15 protein-coding genes are annotated in these 15177 nt (G+C 51.6%); 11 read left to right on the forward strand and 4 right to left on the reverse strand.

Annotated features, from left to right (window positions below; all coding sequences use genetic code 11):
- Positions 1-15 precede the first annotated feature (15 nt).
- From MUG09_RS02255 to MUG09_RS02265, 3 genes are all read left to right on the forward strand, one after another.
- Positions 16-1104, forward strand: a complete 1089-nt coding sequence (locus MUG09_RS02255; RefSeq protein ID WP_244773094.1) for an ABC transporter ATP-binding protein — start codon at positions 16-18, stop codon at positions 1102-1104.
- Positions 1105-1111: 7 nt separating this feature from the next.
- A complete protein-coding gene (locus MUG09_RS02260) occupies positions 1112-2794 on the forward strand; it encodes an ABC transporter permease (RefSeq protein WP_013606102.1) in 1683 nt (560 codons plus the stop codon).
- 196 nt (positions 2795-2990) lie between these two features.
- Entirely contained in the window at positions 2991-4340 is a 1350-nt protein-coding gene (locus MUG09_RS02265) for an RNA-binding domain-containing protein (protein WP_244773096.1), read from the forward strand.
- Here MUG09_RS02265 and MUG09_RS02270 read toward each other — a convergent pair.
- Both MUG09_RS02270 and MUG09_RS02275 read right to left on the reverse strand, forming a co-directional pair.
- Positions 4337-4606: a helix-turn-helix domain-containing protein gene (locus tag MUG09_RS02270; protein WP_244773098.1), complete on the reverse strand. Its 270-nt coding sequence runs from the start codon at positions 4604-4606 to the stop codon at positions 4337-4339. The genes MUG09_RS02265 and MUG09_RS02270 overlap by 4 nt on opposite strands.
- 506 nt (positions 4607-5112) lie before the next feature.
- Positions 5113-6072: a nitrilase family protein gene (locus MUG09_RS02275; RefSeq protein ID WP_244773100.1), complete on the reverse strand. Its 960-nt coding sequence runs from the start codon at positions 6070-6072 to the stop codon at positions 5113-5115.
- A gap of 96 nt (positions 6073-6168) precedes the next feature.
- On the opposite strand from MUG09_RS02275, the gene MUG09_RS02280 reads away from it, so the two are divergent.
- The 3 genes from MUG09_RS02280 to MUG09_RS02290 all read left to right on the forward strand — a co-directional run bounded on the left by MUG09_RS02280 (position 6169) and on the right by MUG09_RS02290 (position 9572).
- Positions 6169-7605, forward strand: coding sequence for a mannitol dehydrogenase family protein (locus tag MUG09_RS02280; RefSeq protein WP_244773102.1), 1437 nt, complete (start codon positions 6169-6171; stop codon positions 7603-7605).
- A gap of 73 nt (positions 7606-7678) precedes the next feature.
- Positions 7679-8971: a UDP-glucose dehydrogenase family protein gene (locus tag MUG09_RS02285; protein WP_244773103.1), complete on the forward strand. Its 1293-nt coding sequence runs from the start codon at positions 7679-7681 to the stop codon at positions 8969-8971.
- A gap of 1 nt (position 8972) precedes the next feature.
- On the forward strand, positions 8973-9572 hold the full coding sequence (locus tag MUG09_RS02290; protein ID WP_244773105.1) for a hypothetical protein: 600 nt from the start codon (positions 8973-8975) through the stop codon (positions 9570-9572).
- Positions 9573-9635: 63 nt separating this feature from the next.
- Here the strand turns inward: MUG09_RS02290 and MUG09_RS02295 are convergent, their stop codons facing one another.
- Complete coding sequence (locus tag MUG09_RS02295; protein ID WP_244773107.1) at positions 9636-9929, reverse strand: hypothetical protein; 294 nt, start codon at positions 9927-9929, stop codon at positions 9636-9638.
- 60 nt (positions 9930-9989) lie between these two features.
- Complete coding sequence (locus MUG09_RS02300) at positions 9990-10478, reverse strand: hypothetical protein (protein ID WP_244773109.1); 489 nt, start codon at positions 10476-10478, stop codon at positions 9990-9992.
- A 135-nt stretch (positions 10479-10613) separates the two neighbouring features.
- Here MUG09_RS02300 and zupT point away from each other — a divergent pair, with 135 nt between their 5' ends.
- From zupT to MUG09_RS02325, 5 genes are all read left to right on the forward strand, one after another.
- The gene (gene zupT / locus MUG09_RS02305) at positions 10614-11435 is read left to right on the forward strand and encodes a zinc transporter ZupT (protein ID WP_244773111.1); all 822 of its coding nucleotides are present in this window, start codon (positions 10614-10616) and stop codon (positions 11433-11435) included.
- Positions 11432-11953, forward strand: coding sequence for a GNAT family N-acetyltransferase (locus tag MUG09_RS02310; protein WP_244773113.1), 522 nt, complete (start codon positions 11432-11434; stop codon positions 11951-11953). The genes zupT and MUG09_RS02310 overlap by 4 nt, the downstream gene beginning before the upstream one ends.
- Positions 11954-12118: 165 nt before the next feature.
- Complete coding sequence (locus MUG09_RS02315) at positions 12119-13414, forward strand: ABC transporter substrate-binding protein (protein WP_244773115.1); 1296 nt, start codon at positions 12119-12121, stop codon at positions 13412-13414.
- A 24-nt stretch (positions 13415-13438) separates the two neighbouring features.
- Positions 13439-14341 carry a carbohydrate ABC transporter permease gene (locus tag MUG09_RS02320; protein ID WP_244773117.1) on the forward strand — a complete coding sequence of 301 codons (903 nt, stop codon included), beginning with the start codon at positions 13439-13441 and terminating at the stop codon, positions 14339-14341.
- Positions 14331-15164 carry a carbohydrate ABC transporter permease gene (locus MUG09_RS02325; protein ID WP_244773119.1) on the forward strand — a complete coding sequence of 278 codons (834 nt, stop codon included), beginning with the start codon at positions 14331-14333 and terminating at the stop codon, positions 15162-15164. The genes MUG09_RS02320 and MUG09_RS02325 overlap by 11 nt, the downstream gene beginning before the upstream one ends.
- The last annotated feature ends 13 nt before the right edge of the window (positions 15165-15177 follow it).

The following is a 15177-nucleotide window of genomic DNA, read 5'->3' on the forward strand; positions in this document are numbered from 1 at the left end:
AGCAGGAAGAAGCGGATGGAAATTCAGATCAGCGGCGTCAAGAAGTACTATCATTCCGAGGGGAAAATCATCAAGGCACTGGACGGGGTGAACCTCACCATTCCAGCGAATAAGATTTTTACCCTGCTTGGTCCCAGCGGTTGTGGTAAAACCACGCTGCTTCGGAGCATTGTCGGCCTGGAAACCCCTGATGAAGGGGAGATTCGTATCGGGGACACCATTGTGTGGTCAAGTGAGAAACGCATCGATGTCCCTACCGAGAAGCGGGGACTGGGTATGGTGTTCCAGACCTACGCAATCTGGCCGCACATGGATGTATTCAACAATGTTGCCTATCCGCTTCAGAACATGAAGCTTCCCAAGGATGAGATCGTGCGCAGGGTCGAGAAGACCCTGCAGTTCGTCCAGCTTGAGGGCTTCGGTAGTCGTCCTGCAACCCGTCTTTCGGGCGGTCAGCAGCAGCGTGTCGCCCTTGCGAGGGCGCTCGTTGCCGAGCCCAAGGTCATTTTGTTCGATGAGCCGCTCTCCAACCTTGATGCCAAGCTTCGTGAGGAGACCCGCAAGGAGCTGCGCAGCTTCCTCAGTGAGCTGCAGATTACCGCAGTGTATGTAACCCATGACCGCATTGAAGCGCTGGCTCTCAGCGACCAGATCGGTGTCATGCGGGCGGGCAATATTATTGAGATTGGAGACCCGAAGAAGATTTACTTCGACTCCGAGCATCAGTTTGTAGCCGATTTCATCGGTCGTTCCAACCTGCTTCCGGTGACCATCCAGGAGCAGGGGAAGGACTTCACCAAGGTTGTTTCCGCCATTGGAACGTTCACCTGCAGCAAACGGGAGTTTCCTGCAGGCAGTGAGATTACCCTCTGTATCAGGCCGGAGTTCGTCGACCTGATCGATCCGGCGGATAAGGGGAAGCATCAGAATACCTTGACCGGAAGAATGCACACCATGGTGTTTGTCGGAGAGGTGTATGAGAGTGAGATCATGGTCGGCGATCAACTGATAATGGTGAAAGTCGATCCCGATTCGAAGGTGAAGGAAGGGGATGAGGTGGTGGTTTCCATCGCAGCAGAGCACTGTCTATTGGTAGCAAGGTAGGGCTTCTATGGCAAAAACACGGCATACAAAGCTTACCTATCTATTGATTCTTATTCTCGTTCTGCTCACCATGGCCCCGGTGGTCATGTTGGTGATCGGAAGCTTTTCGAAAGGGCTGCGCAACGTAGGCGCCTTTACCTTCGACAAGTATATCTCCGTCTACACCGACCCCGCCTTGTTGGCGGTCCTTCTCAACACCGTGGTGTTCGTAGGCGGCTCTGCACTCTTTGCGACGGTTCTCTCACTTTTTCTGGCATACCTGAACAACCGGACGAACATCCATTGGAAGTTCTTGTTCAAGGTCCTTTCGGTAGTGCCGATGATGATCCCCCACGTATTGTTTGCCGTCAGTTGGGCGCTCTTGCTCAATCCCTCCAACGGGATTCTGAACCTGTGGCTTCAGCAGGCTTTTGGTTTGGCAAAGGCTCCTTTCAACATCTATTCTCTTCCGGGTATGATCATGGTGGAAGGCTTGCTGGACTTGCCGATTGCCTATCTGATCATCTCTCCCGCCATGGCCTCGTTTGACGTATCGCTTGAAGAATCCTCCAAGGTCTTCGGCGGAAGCAACATGAAGACACTCTTCAAGATCACCCTGCCTGTGTTACGTCCTGCCATCCTGGCCGCCTTCATTTTGTGCGTAGTGCGCTGTCTTGCCTCCTTTGCCGTTCCTTCGGTTTTGGGAATGCCAGGACGTGTATACGTTCTTGCGACCTACATCTACCGAACGGTCAACACAGGCTTTATCGCAGACTACGGCAAGGCTGCAGCAATCGGGATGAGCATTCTGGTACTCTCCATCTCCCTCATTTATGTCTACCGCTATTTCACCCGCAGCAGCGAGAAGTTCGTCACGGTCTCAAGCCGCGGCTTCAAACCGGTGGTAATCGAGCTCAAGAAGGCGAGGATTCCCTTGTTCATCGTCCTGCTGCTGGTCTCTTTCGTTTTGATCGTCCTTCCTGTTCTGGTCCTGCTCTATACCTCGTTCGTCCCGTATTCGATGGTCCCGAGCGCAAGAGCGTTCTCCATGATGAATCTTGAGCACTGGAAGACGGTCATGAAGGACCCGATTTCCCTGCTCTCCTTGAAGAACAGTCTGTTCCTCGGAATCGTGGGGGCGACCTTGGGTACGGTCCTTTCGCTTTTTGTCGCCTATGTCATCGTAAAGGTGAAGAGCAAGGCTGCTGGTGTGCTTGAGTCGCTTAGTTTCCTCTCCTTTTCCTTCCCTGGTATCGTCATCGGTATCGGGTTCATGTGGTTCTTCATCAAGACGCCGCTCTATGCAACCATCTGGGCTCTCTTGATCGGCTACATCGCCACCTACCTGCCGTATGGCATTCGCCCGTTGACCAGTGCATTTGTGCAGATTCACAGCCACTTGGAGGAGTCCTCGGCTGTGTGTGGTGCAAGCCTGCTGACCACCATGCGACGCATCGTGGTCCCTCTCCTGGTTCCAGGCATTGTCTCCGGCTGGGTGTTGATGGCTACGATGTTCCTGCGCGAACTTTCCCTTTCGGTGGTGCTCTCCCGTCCTGGTACGGAGGTTCTGGCAGTTCAGATTCTTCGTTTCAGCGAGGATGGGCTGTGGGGCAGGCTCTCTGCCTTGGGAATCATCATGATATTCTTCTCAACACTGTTGGTGGTGGCAGCCAACTTGGTGGGTAACCACTATAAGCCTGCTCATAACTAAGAACGTATATACTCAATACAGGCCCCTTCTTGCGGATGCAGGAAGGGGTTTTTACAATCAGGATACACAACTATCTGGGTGTCTCTGATCATTTCTTGAATAGGTATCACGAGAAGTGTCGGAAAATCACTTGAAATAATCCGATAATACTAGCTTTATCGGATAATATCGGATAATATCAGATATGGAGGATGCCATGCGATATGAATCAATCGAGTCAAAAATCCTGGAATTTAAGGAACGGTTAGATGACTACTCCCGACTGCTGGAGACAGTCACAGCCTTCGCAAACACGCAGGGAGGAACAATCATCATCGGTATCAGGGATAGTGATCGGCTGATTGTCGGTTTAGACAGGGACGATATTGAACGCTATAGCCAAGAACTACCTCAGGCTATCGTAGATGCCGTATCACCACAAATTGCGGTAGACTTGTACGAACAGCATATCGGAGGGAAGACCTGTGTAACAATCCGTGTATTTCCAGGCCCGCAGAAACCTTATTTTCTGAAAAGAGTAGGGTATCCCCTTGGGGTGTTCATCCGTTTTGGCGCTCATAACAGGGTTGCTGATACCTATGCAATCGAGCAATTCTCCCAGAGCCGTAGTGGGGTACGGTACGAACAGCAACCCTGTCCAGAGATTTCCTATGAGGATCTCTCGAAAGATTTGCTTGGGAATCTGTTCACCGACTATGACCAATCGATACTCATTGGAGCTGGATATGCTTTAGCAGAAGTATCGGGCAGGACCATCCCAAATGTTGCCGGAACGCTGTTATTCTACCCTAATCATCAAAAAATCATAGCAGAGTCAGGAATTGCGGTAAGTGTCTATGCAGATGATGATAAACGGTATTTGATCAAGAAAGAGGATTTTTCTGGTGGGCTCATTCCCATGGTTGAGCAAGTGTACGCTTTCATCATGAGTCTTCTGGGCTCACACTATGAGCTGGATGGATTGGTCAAGCGTCCGGTAGCGTATGACATACCGCAAACTGCCATTCGTGAAGCACTTGTCAATACAGTGGCACATAGGGCTTACGACTATGAGGCTCCTACGCGGATTACTCTTTTTCCGGATAGGATTGAATTCTTGAATCCGGGTACGTTCTATGCTCCCATCAATCCAGAGAATCTCAAGGAAGGCCTTTCTCGATACCGAAATCCCTTGATTTCCGATGCCTTGAGGAAGAAAGGATATATGGAAAAGCAAGGTATAGGTATCAACCTCATCATAGCAAGTTGCCTTGAAGCTGGTCTCGGGGAGCCTCAGTTCATCGAGCTTGAGCATCATGTGAAACTGGTCATGTTCAGAAGGCAATCAAGCGCCGATTATGTTTCTGATGCTCCAGAGTATCCCTACGACATTCCTGTCATGAAGCGATATTTCTCAGCAAAAGGATTCTTTTCCTCCAAGGAATTCGCCCAATACATTGGTAAATCACTATCTATGGCCAAGAAGGTACTGTTTGATTTACAACAGCAGAAGGTGGTTGAAATGGTTGGTAAAGGTCCTGCCACGAAGTATCGGTTTATCAACTAGATGAATCGGCCTGCAGGCACATCGAACAAGGATCCCAGCTTAAGGGCCATAGCCCTGCTTATGGGTTTGATCCCGTTCTCCATGTTGGATACAAACTGCTTGGAGATTCCCAGCTTGCTGCCAAGCTCGGTCTGATTCATATGGGCAAGCCTCCGGTAGAAACGCAAGTTGCCTCCTGGAGTCTCTTCGGCCTTCGACTCCTTGTACCAAGCCATTTCTTGAACTTCCATCAAGGTATCTTCTTCCTCCTCAAATTCTATATGCATATAGTTTTTATATTCAGAGGAGAGAGAATCCAGAAGATGTTTAGGAATTTTCCCCGAGACAGTGAAATTAATAGGGGGCTTTTTCACGACTACCAACATATAGTACCTCCACAATCCATGTGTCTTTTTCACATCGCCAACATGCTACCCAATGATACGCAAGATGGCAATGATACGTTTATTTTCCCAATGCACTAAAATTATGATACTTCGGTTGCACCGGGCCAGTCTCCTTAATATCGTCAATCAAATGCCGTAACGTTTCTTTGGCATTTTTTGGCATTTCCCTAATTACTTTGCTGAACTTGGATGACATTTTTATGATGTAGTTCACACATAGATAGTACTATAAAATATATTACATTGCAAGTGATTTCCCATAGCTTGACATATACCCTCAGGGAATGTCTTTTTTCACATCCTAAGATGAAAGCATATTTATAAATTCCCTATCGAGTACTTATCAGAAAGAAAATTGATTCCTTACATTGCTAAGAGTTAATGTATCATTCATAGTGGAATCTCACCGTTCTGGTATCCTCTTCCTTCCCTGTTTTCTCTGAGAGAGGGGAGTAGAGCTCGGGCCTGCGGGCCTTCATCCATCGTCTGCCATTGCTTGAGGGAAGCAATGAAGCATCCAACTCAGCAATAACCATATCCTGCTCGATCGCTTTTGACTCTGTAAGTATCTCTCCGTAGGGGTCGAGGATCATGGCATTGCCGGTACGTACCTCATCGTCATCCCTTCCAACCCCGTTGCTGAAGATTAGGAACATGCCGTTGTCATGGGCACGGGAGGGAAGCCAGCGCATCAACCACTGTCGGCCCTTAGGGCCTTGGAACTCAGAGAGGAGCTCTGCTTCTTTTGTTGAACGCTCCTCCCACAGTGCAACATCGATTCGCTTCATACCCTTCGGACTAGCAGAGTTGCACCCGCCTGTCTGGTGGGGGGCGAGCAGCACCTCAGCCCCCAGAAGGGCCGTGATGCGGGCATTCTCCACGATGTTGTTATCGTAGCAGGTAAGTACTCCCAACCTCACTCCCTCTGGAATGTCGAAGACGGTGTAGGAGGACCCGCTTTGCATATGGGCGCTGATGAAGGTATGCAGTTTTCTGTGTGTGTGGACAGTGCCGTCGCTGAGCGTCACGACATAGGAATTGTAGAGCTCGCCTTGCTCTGAAATTTCAATCAACCCCGCTCCGATGGTCATGCCATATTGCAGGGAAAGACTCCTCAGATAGTGGACCGATGAACCGGATGGAACTGGTTCTGCAAGGTCTATGATCTCTTCTTTGCTGAGATTGCGCACATGCCAGTAACCGGTGATGCACATCTCGGGAAAGACGATGAGGTTGACTCCTTTGTTTGCTGCCTGCTCTACAAAGTGTGTAATGGTCTTCAGGTTTGCCTGCTTGTCCCCCGCCTTATGCCGGAACTGTACGCTCGCTGCCTTGATGTTGTGCATGAAATCCTCCGCAAAAACTATACCACGGAATTGTTGCCACACTTCATTGTAAAATCCAAAGAAGGTGGTAGGCTGAAGGGCGGAGGTGAAAACACCATGCTTGGCAAATGTAATCTTCATTCTCTGGATACAAGAATCAAGGTCCCATCATACGATCGAACAACGCTCGAGCCGCATATCGTGCATCTGGGCCTCGGGCACTTTCATCGCTCGCACTTCTGTTACTATCTGCACCAACTTTTAGAGCAAGGAGTGACGGACTGGGGCATCGAGGAGATTGATCTTGTCCCCTCCCATACAGACGAGATTGCTAAAAAGCAGGAGTATCTGTACACCCTCTGCAGCAGAGACCCTGCCGGAGGCCGACAGATGACGGTCATCGAGTGCATCCTTGGCTATACCAAGGGGTGGGAGGACAAGAGACAAGCCATCGCTCTGATGAAGCGGCCTCAGACAAAACTCATCACACTCACCATCACTGAAAAGGGATATTGCTACGACAACCACACCCAGGCCCTGGACTGGCAGCACCCCCTGTTGCAGCACGACCTGCATAGTCCCCAGGATCCACAGTCGGCGATAGGATACCTTTCGCTCGCCCTGTTTGAGCGTTGCCAAGAGAACAGGGAGAAGCTCACCATCGCCTCGTGCGACAACATTCCCTCCAACGGGTATGTGTTGAAACGGTGCATCCTCCAATATTGCTCCAAGGCATTTCCATCCATTGTACCGTGGATTGAACAAAAGGTTGCTTTCCCTCTATCCATGGTGGATAGGATTACCCCCAGCACCAAGACCGAGGATATTCAGTTTGTAGAGAGGGAGTATGGTTTGAGGGATGAGTGGCTGGTGGTCAGTGAAGACTTCTTGCAGTGGGTGATCGAGCCAAGAGGCTTGGATGGGCTCCCTCCCTTTGAGAAGGCGGGTGCCTTGGTCACCAAGGATGTTGAGGCCTTTGAGACGATGAAGATCAGGCTGCTCAACGGCAGCCACTCCGCCTTGGCGTATCCGGCCCTCCTGTCGGGGTATGCCTATGTGGATGAGGCTCTCGCTGATGCAACGCTCCGGTCGTTCATCCGGGATCGCTACATGTGTGAAGTAGGGGATACGCTGCTTCCCATCCCCGGCTACGACTTCGAGGCATACAAGGACCAGCTGATCGAACGCTTTTCCAATCCGTATTGCAGCGATACGCTGCTGCGCCTTGCCCAGGACGGTTCCAAGAAATTCGCCAATGCCCTGGTTCCAGCACTCAGGATTGCTTTGGAGAAAGGCCTGCCTCACAAGGTGATGGTCTGTACGCTCGCCCTGTGGGCTCATTTCCTACGTAGGCATGCGTCGTTGGTTGATGACCAGGCTTGTGAAGCTCTTATAAAGGCCGTTTCACTGCTGGATTTAGACGTGAAACCGTTCTTTGGCCTCATCGGGCTTGCAGGTGAGCAGTATGATGTCCTTCAGCCTTTGTTTCAGTCATATCTTGCATTGATTGAAACCGAAGGAGTGAAGCATGTATTGACTCACTTTCAAAGTTAGTTTTGATTCGCTTGGAAGGTGTTGCAGAGAACCGGAAGCTGTGGGACAATCAAGGGAGTTTGGGGGGACAGACATGCATTTGACCATTGCGGGAACCGGGTATGTAGGATTGGTGGCAGGCGTGTGCTTTGCCAAGGTAGGGCACCATGTAACGTGTGTGGATATCGACGAGAAGAAGGTGGAGATGCTGAACAAAGGCCTCAGCCCCATCTACGAGACTGATTTGCAAGAGTATCTGCAGGAAGGTCTGGAGAAGGGCCTTTTGCACTTTACCACCAACTACCAAGAGGCGTATAGGAATCCCGATGTCATCTTCATCGGCGTCGGCACTCCCGAGCTTCCCGACGGATCGGCCAACCTGAGTTACGTAGCTTCAGTTGCCCGCCAGATTGCCGAAAACGTCGAACGAGACTGCCTGGTCGTTGTGAAGTCCACCGTTCCGGTTGGCACGAACGACAAGGTCGAGCAGTTCATCAAGGACTCCTTGGTCCATCCGGTGCGTATCGAAGTTGCCTCAAATCCTGAGTTCCTCGCCCAGGGCACCGCAGTGCATGACATGATGCATGCACAGCGCATCGTCATCGGGGTGGAGGACAAGCATGCAGAAGGATTCCTGCGTGAACTCTATAAGCCCTTCAACCTGCCTGTGGTTGCAGTCAGCAGACGCAGTGCCGAGATGACTAAGTATGCAGCCAACGACTTTCTTGCATTGAAAATTTCCTACATGAACGATTTGGCGAACCTTTGTGAACTCGTCGGAGCCAACATCGAGGACGTGGCATTGGGCATGTCCTATGACGAACGCATCGGCTCACGCTTCTTGAAAGCCGGCATCGGCTATGGCGGCAGTTGCTTCCCCAAGGACACCAAGGCGTTGCAGTATCTGGCAACCCAGTACGGCTACAACCTCAGGACCGTGAGTGCTGCAGTGGATGTGAACAACGAGCAGCGCTACAAGCTCTATCGCAAGGCCTGCAATCGTATGATCACCTTCAACGGCATCAAGGTGGCGGTGCTTGGTTTGGCCTTCAAGGCAGGTACCGATGACCTGAGGGAGTCGCCTTCCATCTATAATATCCCGCTTCTCTTGGATCAGGGCGCGTTAATCACTGCCTTCGACCCTGTTGCAGAGGAGAACTGCAAGCGCCAGTACCAATTTGAGATGCAGTATGCCTCGAGTGTCGAACAAGCGCTTACCGGTTCCCAGGTCTGCTTCATCTTTACCGATTGGCCTGAGATCCGAAGCCTTTCTCCCTCGGTCTTCAAACAGCTCATGCGCACACCTCTGGTCTACGACGGAAGGAACCTCTTCAACCCCAGGGCCATGTTGGAAGCCGGGGTGGAGTATTACAGCATCGGGCGCTGACATGAGTGAGAATACGCGACCCTTTCATGGAGTAATAAGCTCTATTCAACCAAGAATAAGGCTCAATCGGTCCTTTGACCAATCTTGGCACAGCTACCTTGGCTATGCCCTGACCATCGTTGAGGCAGAGGGAACTCCCTTGCTGGTAGGCATCAGTGAGAAGCTACAGGAAAAGCATCAGTTGAGGGTTGGCATGGCAGTATCAGGCTGTTGCAAGCCAGTGGAAGACAGCAAGTTGGAGAGCGTGGACTACTACCGGGTAACCGGCTTCAAGGTGTTTGAAGCCGAATCAGAGCAACCTGTTCCTCCGTCGTTGGAGAACTATCGCCAGCGGGGTCCTAGACGCCTTGCTGCCAAAACGTACGAAACGGCATGTACATCTTGTATGTGGGGTTGCAGGATGGCAGTTGAAATCATCGTCGACCAGTGGAAGCCCTGGATCCGCAAATATCGCACGGAGACCTTCTGTTATGGTCCCAAATCATGCAAAAACTACCGTCCCGGTCCCAATCGCCGTGTAACCGGAAGAAACAAAATGGTGTACATTGAAGAGGATTGGGTGGATGAGATGCTGACAGAACACAGAGGTGAGGACGAATGACAAAGAAAAGGGCCTCTCGCCTGTGCGAAAGACCCTTGTTTGTCACGTCTCTTGTATAGTGCATTATCGCAGTGCAAACTCCACCATGTGCTGTTTTGCTCCAGCGATATTTCCCTTGCTCATCGCCTTCTTCACCTTCAGAAGAATTTTCCTTCCTTCAGCTTCGGAGAGCGTGTTGCCCTCAAGCGTCTGTGCCAGATTGATGCTCAAGTCCAGTACGCCGTAGGCAGCTTCAATATTTCCCCGCTGGATGTTCTCGATCAAGGCTGAGTCGAGCATATCAAGCAGGAAAGGGGTGGTGACCAATGTGTGCTCTTCCTTGAGCAACGTTGCATCGTGTGGTGTATATCGTATCATAGGCTGGTATCCTTTATCAGGGGTTTCATTTTCCCTTTACGGTAATATCGCCATAAACGCTTATATTTTCAAGTAGTAGCAGTGCGTGTTGCTCTCCTCTCCGACCAGCGTAACCATTTCACTCTGTCCATCGCGGCTTTGGGAGTAGCTGATGGTAATCGGCAGCGCATCCCCCTCATAGTACATTGCAAAGCCTCCATCCTCGTCAAATACAAGTCTACCGAACAGGACGGCCCGATTGGTTGCCGTCAGGGTCATCTCAAGCTCACTAGCCTGTACAACGGCATTGCCGAATGAGATTTCCTTCAAAGAGAGGCCGAATAACTCCGGCAGGACCGGAATTCCCTCGGTGTCATCGATCTCCCATCGATTGCCCGCAAGACGGGAGACTACATCGATTGCCTCTTCGATGGTAGGCTCCTCGAAGACAGGTTGGTAGCTGCAGCCGTAGCACCCGAAGGTGAAAATAAAGAGCAACACCAAGGCAAACGTGGCCAGGATTGCAATCTTGGGTTTTGAGAGCTTCTCGTTCTGTTTCTTTTCTTCCATAGAGTCCTCCTATTCGACCAATCATCAGTATTTCTGCTTCGGGCGGGGTTCTCCAGTTGCAAAGCGAATCGATAAAAGACAGTTGCTCCGCTTGGCAAGGTCGTGGTAGGGTGGAGCCATCGGGAGATGCATGCCATGTATGAATTCGACGTCTCAACGCTGCTATTTGCCTTTGGGTTGACGGTGTTTGCAGGCCTTGGTACCGGTGTAGGTTCGTTGATGAGTTTCTTTTCCAAGAAATTCAATCCGAAGTTCCTCGCCGCCGCCCTCGGATTTTCTGCAGGCGTCATGATTTATGTCGCCATGATCGAGATTTTTGTGAAAGCACGGGAGTCATTGGAAGGTGCTTTGGGCGCAAAGGCCGGGTATACACTGACCACCGTAGCCTTCTTTGCCGGTATAGCCGTCATTGCCATCATCGACAAAGTCATACCCGACTACGAAAACCCCCACGAAATACAGGACCATGGCTCTGAGACCAAGCCCTATGTCGATTCCAATGACTCGAAGCTCATGCGCATGGGCTTTTTCAGTGCCCTGGCCATTGCCATCCATAACTTTCCCGAAGGCCTGGCCACCTTTATGGCCGCCATCAGTGAGCCGAAGTTGGGTATCAGCATCGCAGTGGCCATAGCCATCCACAATATTCCCGAAGGCGTAGCCGTCTCGGCTCCCATCTACTATGCCACCAAGAGCCGCAAGAAAGCATTCTGGTACAGCTTGCTGTCAGGCCTTGCTGAACCGGTAGGAGCCTTCATCGGCTTCTTTTTGCTCAGGCGCTGGTTCAACGACATTACCTTCGGGTTTGTTTTCGCCGCAGTTGCCGGCATTATGGTCTATATTTCCCTTGATGAACTGCTGCCCACCGCCGAGGAGTATGGCGAACACCATGTCGCCATCACCGGCGTCATTGCCGGCATGATCGTGATGGCGGTCAGCTTGGTCATGCTTTCATGAAGCATGTGATCGAAACCTCCAGATTATACCTCAGGGAACTCAATCAGGCAGACTATTCCTCTCTTGCGGCCATCGTCCAGGATGAACAGACCATGTATGCGTACGAGGGGCCCTTCAGTGATGCAGAGACCCAGGCATGGCTGGACAAGAACATTCTTAGGTACAAACAGGACGGATTCGGCCTGTGGGCTGTCATCCTGCGCGAGAGCGGGGCTATGATCGGGATGGCGGGCTTGACCTGGCAGTCCATCGAGCAAGCAACGGTGCTCGAGATCGGCTACCTGCTGAACCGACGGTACTGGGGGATGGGATTTGCTATAGAGGCGGCTAAAGCCTGCAAAGAGTATGCATTCTCTGTATTGGAAGCGAATGAAGTCTATTCGATCATCCGCGATACAAATATAGCCTCGATGAATGTAGCCATTCGCAACGGCATGCTTGTACGCGGTAGATTCGTCAAGCAGTATCGCGGTGTCTCGATGCCCCACCTGGTGTTCTCTGCCAAACGAACTACCTGATTCCCAAACAGTATTCTTTTCTCTCAGTTCCCATTCTCACCGGAATTTCTATTCCGATTCGTCAGGCTTCTCGTAAGAAGAATTTTTTTTGTTGACGGATTGTAGGCTAGGATATACGATACAGGTACTGATTAAATGATTAATCAAACAATTAAGGAGGAATGTATGAACTTGAAACACACCAAGGGGGTGGTCCGTGCCCTCGCCCTGTTGCTTGTTCTTGTGTTGAGTATGCCGATGGCATTTTCACAGGGAACTTCCGAGACAAAAGCCCCTGCAGGACCCGTAGCCATGACCATTGCCACCTGGACGAGCAACCCCGACCAGATTGCGCTGCTTGATTCCTTTGTCCAAGGCTTTGCCAAGGAGAAGGGCATCGAAATCAAGGCAACCTTTGAATCGATTCCGTTTGCAGAGTACAACACCAAGCTCTCCCTGGAGCTGCAAGGCTCAAGTGGTCCTGATTTGTTCTGGGTCTTGGAAACGGCAGCCCCGGCTTTCATTCAGAGCGGCCTGCTTGCCAAACTCAACGACGGGATGAAAGCCTACGACCCTGCCGACATCTCCGCCGATGCTCTTGAGCTGTGGAGCAAGGGCGGTGATGTCTACGCGATTCCCTTCTCGACTTCCCCGTTCTTCATCCTGTACAACAAGGATCTTTTTGCCAAGGCCGGCCTGAAAACTCCCGAACAGTATGCCGCCGAAGGCACCTGGAACTGGGATGCCTTCAGAACCGTCAGCAAGACGATCAAGGACAAGACCGGTGTGTGGGGCCTGCAGACCGTTGACGGACAGGGTTACGACGCACGCATTCTGCACAACCTCGCTCCGATGGTCCGCTCCTACGGCGGTGACTTCTGGACTGATGACGGAAAGGTTTTGATCAACAGTGCGGAATCGGTGGCAGCGGTAACCTTGTTCCATACCATGGTGTACAAGGATGCCTCGGTGGTACCTCCTGGAAACCAGAGCGACTTCTTTGCCGGCAATGCTGCGATGACCGTCGGACAGATTTCCCGCGTATCGAAGCTTAATGAGGCTGCATTCGCTTGGGGTCTTGCCCCGATGCCTGCAGGGCCCAAGGGAGAATCTCCTGTGATCGGACAGGCTGCCATTGGTGCAAATTCCAAGGGCAGGAATGTAGAGCTGGCAAGCGAACTTGTCGGCTACATGACCAACAAGAGCTCGGTAGCCGCCATGGCAGGCATTTGGCCGCCGGCCCGCAAGTCGGTGCTTGAGTCCGAAGCCTTCCTGACCTCCAATAAGAGTGTGACCAAGGAGCAGATGCAGAGAGCCGTCGCCGACTCAATCAAGAGCGGTCGCGTACTTCCCAGCCATGTGAAGTACCCCCAGATTGAAGTAGAATCGAAGATGGTCTTTGATAAGCTGTGGAACGCAAATGCCAACGTCAAGGCGATTCTCGACGAGGTGGCTGCAATCTACGCAAAGCACACTAAATAACTATTTTGATAGGAGAGGGGACGAATGAGGATGCAAACCCTGAAGGCGAGTCATCGAAGGGAAGCAGTCATCGGCTGGGCGTTCATCGCCCCGCAGATGGCAGGCTTTATCATCTTCGTCCTGCTCCCGTTGGCCTCGGTATTTGTGTACAGCATGCAGGAGAAGAATCTGCTGTTCGGCACCAGCCTGTTCACCGGACTTGAGAATTTCCGCCTGCTCGCCAAAGATCCGCTGTTCGCCAAGTCATTGGTCAATACCCTGATCTTCAGCGCCGGGGTCGTTCCCCTCAACTTGGTATTCAGCCTCCTGCTTGCCCTCTACCTCGGTGGGGGCAGGACCGGGACTCGGTTTGTCAGGGGAATCATCTTTCTGCCGGTGGTGACGTCGGGAGTTGCCTGGGCGATTGTATGGAAGTACCTGTTGCAGGGTGGGGACGCCGGCCCTGTCAATGCCTTTCTCTCGTTCTTCGGCATCACCGGGCCGAACTGGTTGTTCGAGAAGGGGTGGGCGATGAGCAGCGTCATCGTCACTCGGGTGATGAAGAACCTGGGCATGAACGTGCTGATTTTCATGGGAGCGGTTTTGAACATGCCCGGTGATGTCATCGAAGCCGCCCGCATCGATGGAGCCAAACGCTTCACCTTGTTTTTCAAGATCAAGCTGCCGCTCTTGATGCCCACCGTCATGATGGTGACCATCGTCACGATCATCGGCTCGATGAGGGTCTTCGATACCATCAAGCTTATGACCGATGGAGGTCCTGAAGGGTCGACCATGGTCATGGTTTATTACATCTACCACCAAGCCTTTCGGATGTTCGACACCGGCTTTGCCTCTGCCTTGGCCGTAGTACTCTTTTTGATCGTGCTGCTTTTAACGGTAATCCAATGGGTTACCCGTAAGAGGATCTCCTACTATGAAAACTAATACACACCTTAAACAGATCCCTTACTGGCTCTTGATGCTCATCCTGACCGTTCTCTTCGTCTATCCCTTCTGGTGGATGGTAGTGAACTCATTGAATGTAAGTGCCGAGATTTTCGGCGCTCCAAAGCTTCTGCCTACCTCGTGGGCGTTTTCAAACTATCGGGACATCTTCACCGTCCAGCCTTTTGCCCGCCACTACGCCAATACGCTGGCAGTGGCTCTGCTGGGGACATTCGGCAATGTGCTCTTGTCCGCCTTGGCGGGCTATGCCTTCGCCCGCATGCACTTTCCCTTCAGAAATGCGGCGTTTCTCTTGCTGCTTACGGCATTGATGATGCCCATCGAGGTCACCATCATCCCCCTGTTTTTCCAAATGCGCAGTTGGGGGGCGCATGATACCCTTACGCCCTTGATTCTGCTGGCGATCTTCGGCAGCCAGGGGGCTTTCTCCACCTTCATGCTCCGTCAGTTCTATGTGACGGTGCCCAACGAGCTTGAGGAAGCCGCCCGCATCGACGGGCTCAATCCGCTCGGGATCTTTGTGCGGATCATGCTGCCGGTCGCAGTTCCTGTACTGAGTTCGGTAGCCATCCTTGCCTTCATCGCCGTCTGGAACACCTATCTCGAACCTTTGGTATTTCTCAGCTCGCTGGAGAAATTCACTCTCCCGCTCTCGCTGACGAATTTCAACGATACCTACGGTCTTCCCCAGTGGCATCTGCAACTGGCGGCGACCACCTTATCCATTTTACCCATCATGGTTGTCTATCTCATTTTCCAACAGAAGGTTTCCGACTCCATGGTCAACTCTGGATTGAAATAAGAAGGAGCACTCT

The sequence above is a fragment of the Sphaerochaeta associata genome (assembly GCF_022869165.1).
In the GTDB taxonomy this organism is placed as follows: domain Bacteria; phylum Spirochaetota; class Spirochaetia; order Sphaerochaetales; family Sphaerochaetaceae; genus Sphaerochaeta; species Sphaerochaeta associata.

Bases quoted from the DNA above. Each gene is read 5' to 3' on its own strand.
- MUG09_RS02260 (WP_013606102.1), top strand. From the start codon at position 1,112: ATGGCAAAAACACGGCATACAAAGCTTACCTATCTATTGATTCTTATT.
- MUG09_RS02300 (WP_244773109.1), bottom strand. From the start codon at position 10,478: ATGGAAGAAAAGAAACAGAACGAGAAGCTCTCAAAACCCAAGATTGCA.
- MUG09_RS02280 (WP_244773102.1), top strand. From the start codon at position 6,169: ATGCTTGGCAAATGTAATCTTCATTCTCTGGATACAAGAATCAAGGTC.
- MUG09_RS02325 (WP_244773119.1), top strand. From the start codon at position 14,331: ATGAAAACTAATACACACCTTAAACAGATCCCTTACTGGCTCTTGATG.
- MUG09_RS02275 (WP_244773100.1), bottom strand. From the start codon at position 6,072: ATGCACAACATCAAGGCAGCGAGCGTACAGTTCCGGCATAAGGCGGGG.
- MUG09_RS02315 (WP_244773115.1), top strand. From the start codon at position 12,119: ATGAACTTGAAACACACCAAGGGGGTGGTCCGTGCCCTCGCCCTGTTG.
- MUG09_RS02265 (WP_244773096.1), top strand. From the start codon at position 2,991: ATGCGATATGAATCAATCGAGTCAAAAATCCTGGAATTTAAGGAACGG.
- MUG09_RS02310 (WP_244773113.1), top strand. From the start codon at position 11,432: ATGAAGCATGTGATCGAAACCTCCAGATTATACCTCAGGGAACTCAAT.
- MUG09_RS02285 (WP_244773103.1), top strand. From the start codon at position 7,679: ATGCATTTGACCATTGCGGGAACCGGGTATGTAGGATTGGTGGCAGGC.
- MUG09_RS02255 (WP_244773094.1), top strand. From the start codon at position 16: ATGGAAATTCAGATCAGCGGCGTCAAGAAGTACTATCATTCCGAGGGG.
- MUG09_RS02320 (WP_244773117.1), top strand. From the start codon at position 13,439: ATGAGGATGCAAACCCTGAAGGCGAGTCATCGAAGGGAAGCAGTCATC.
- zupT (WP_244773111.1), top strand. From the start codon at position 10,614: ATGTATGAATTCGACGTCTCAACGCTGCTATTTGCCTTTGGGTTGACG.
- MUG09_RS02295 (WP_244773107.1), bottom strand. From the start codon at position 9,929: ATGATACGATATACACCACACGATGCAACGTTGCTCAAGGAAGAGCAC.
- MUG09_RS02270 (WP_244773098.1), bottom strand. From the start codon at position 4,606: ATGCATATAGAATTTGAGGAGGAAGAAGATACCTTGATGGAAGTTCAA.
- MUG09_RS02290 (WP_244773105.1), top strand. From the start codon at position 8,973: ATGAGTGAGAATACGCGACCCTTTCATGGAGTAATAAGCTCTATTCAA.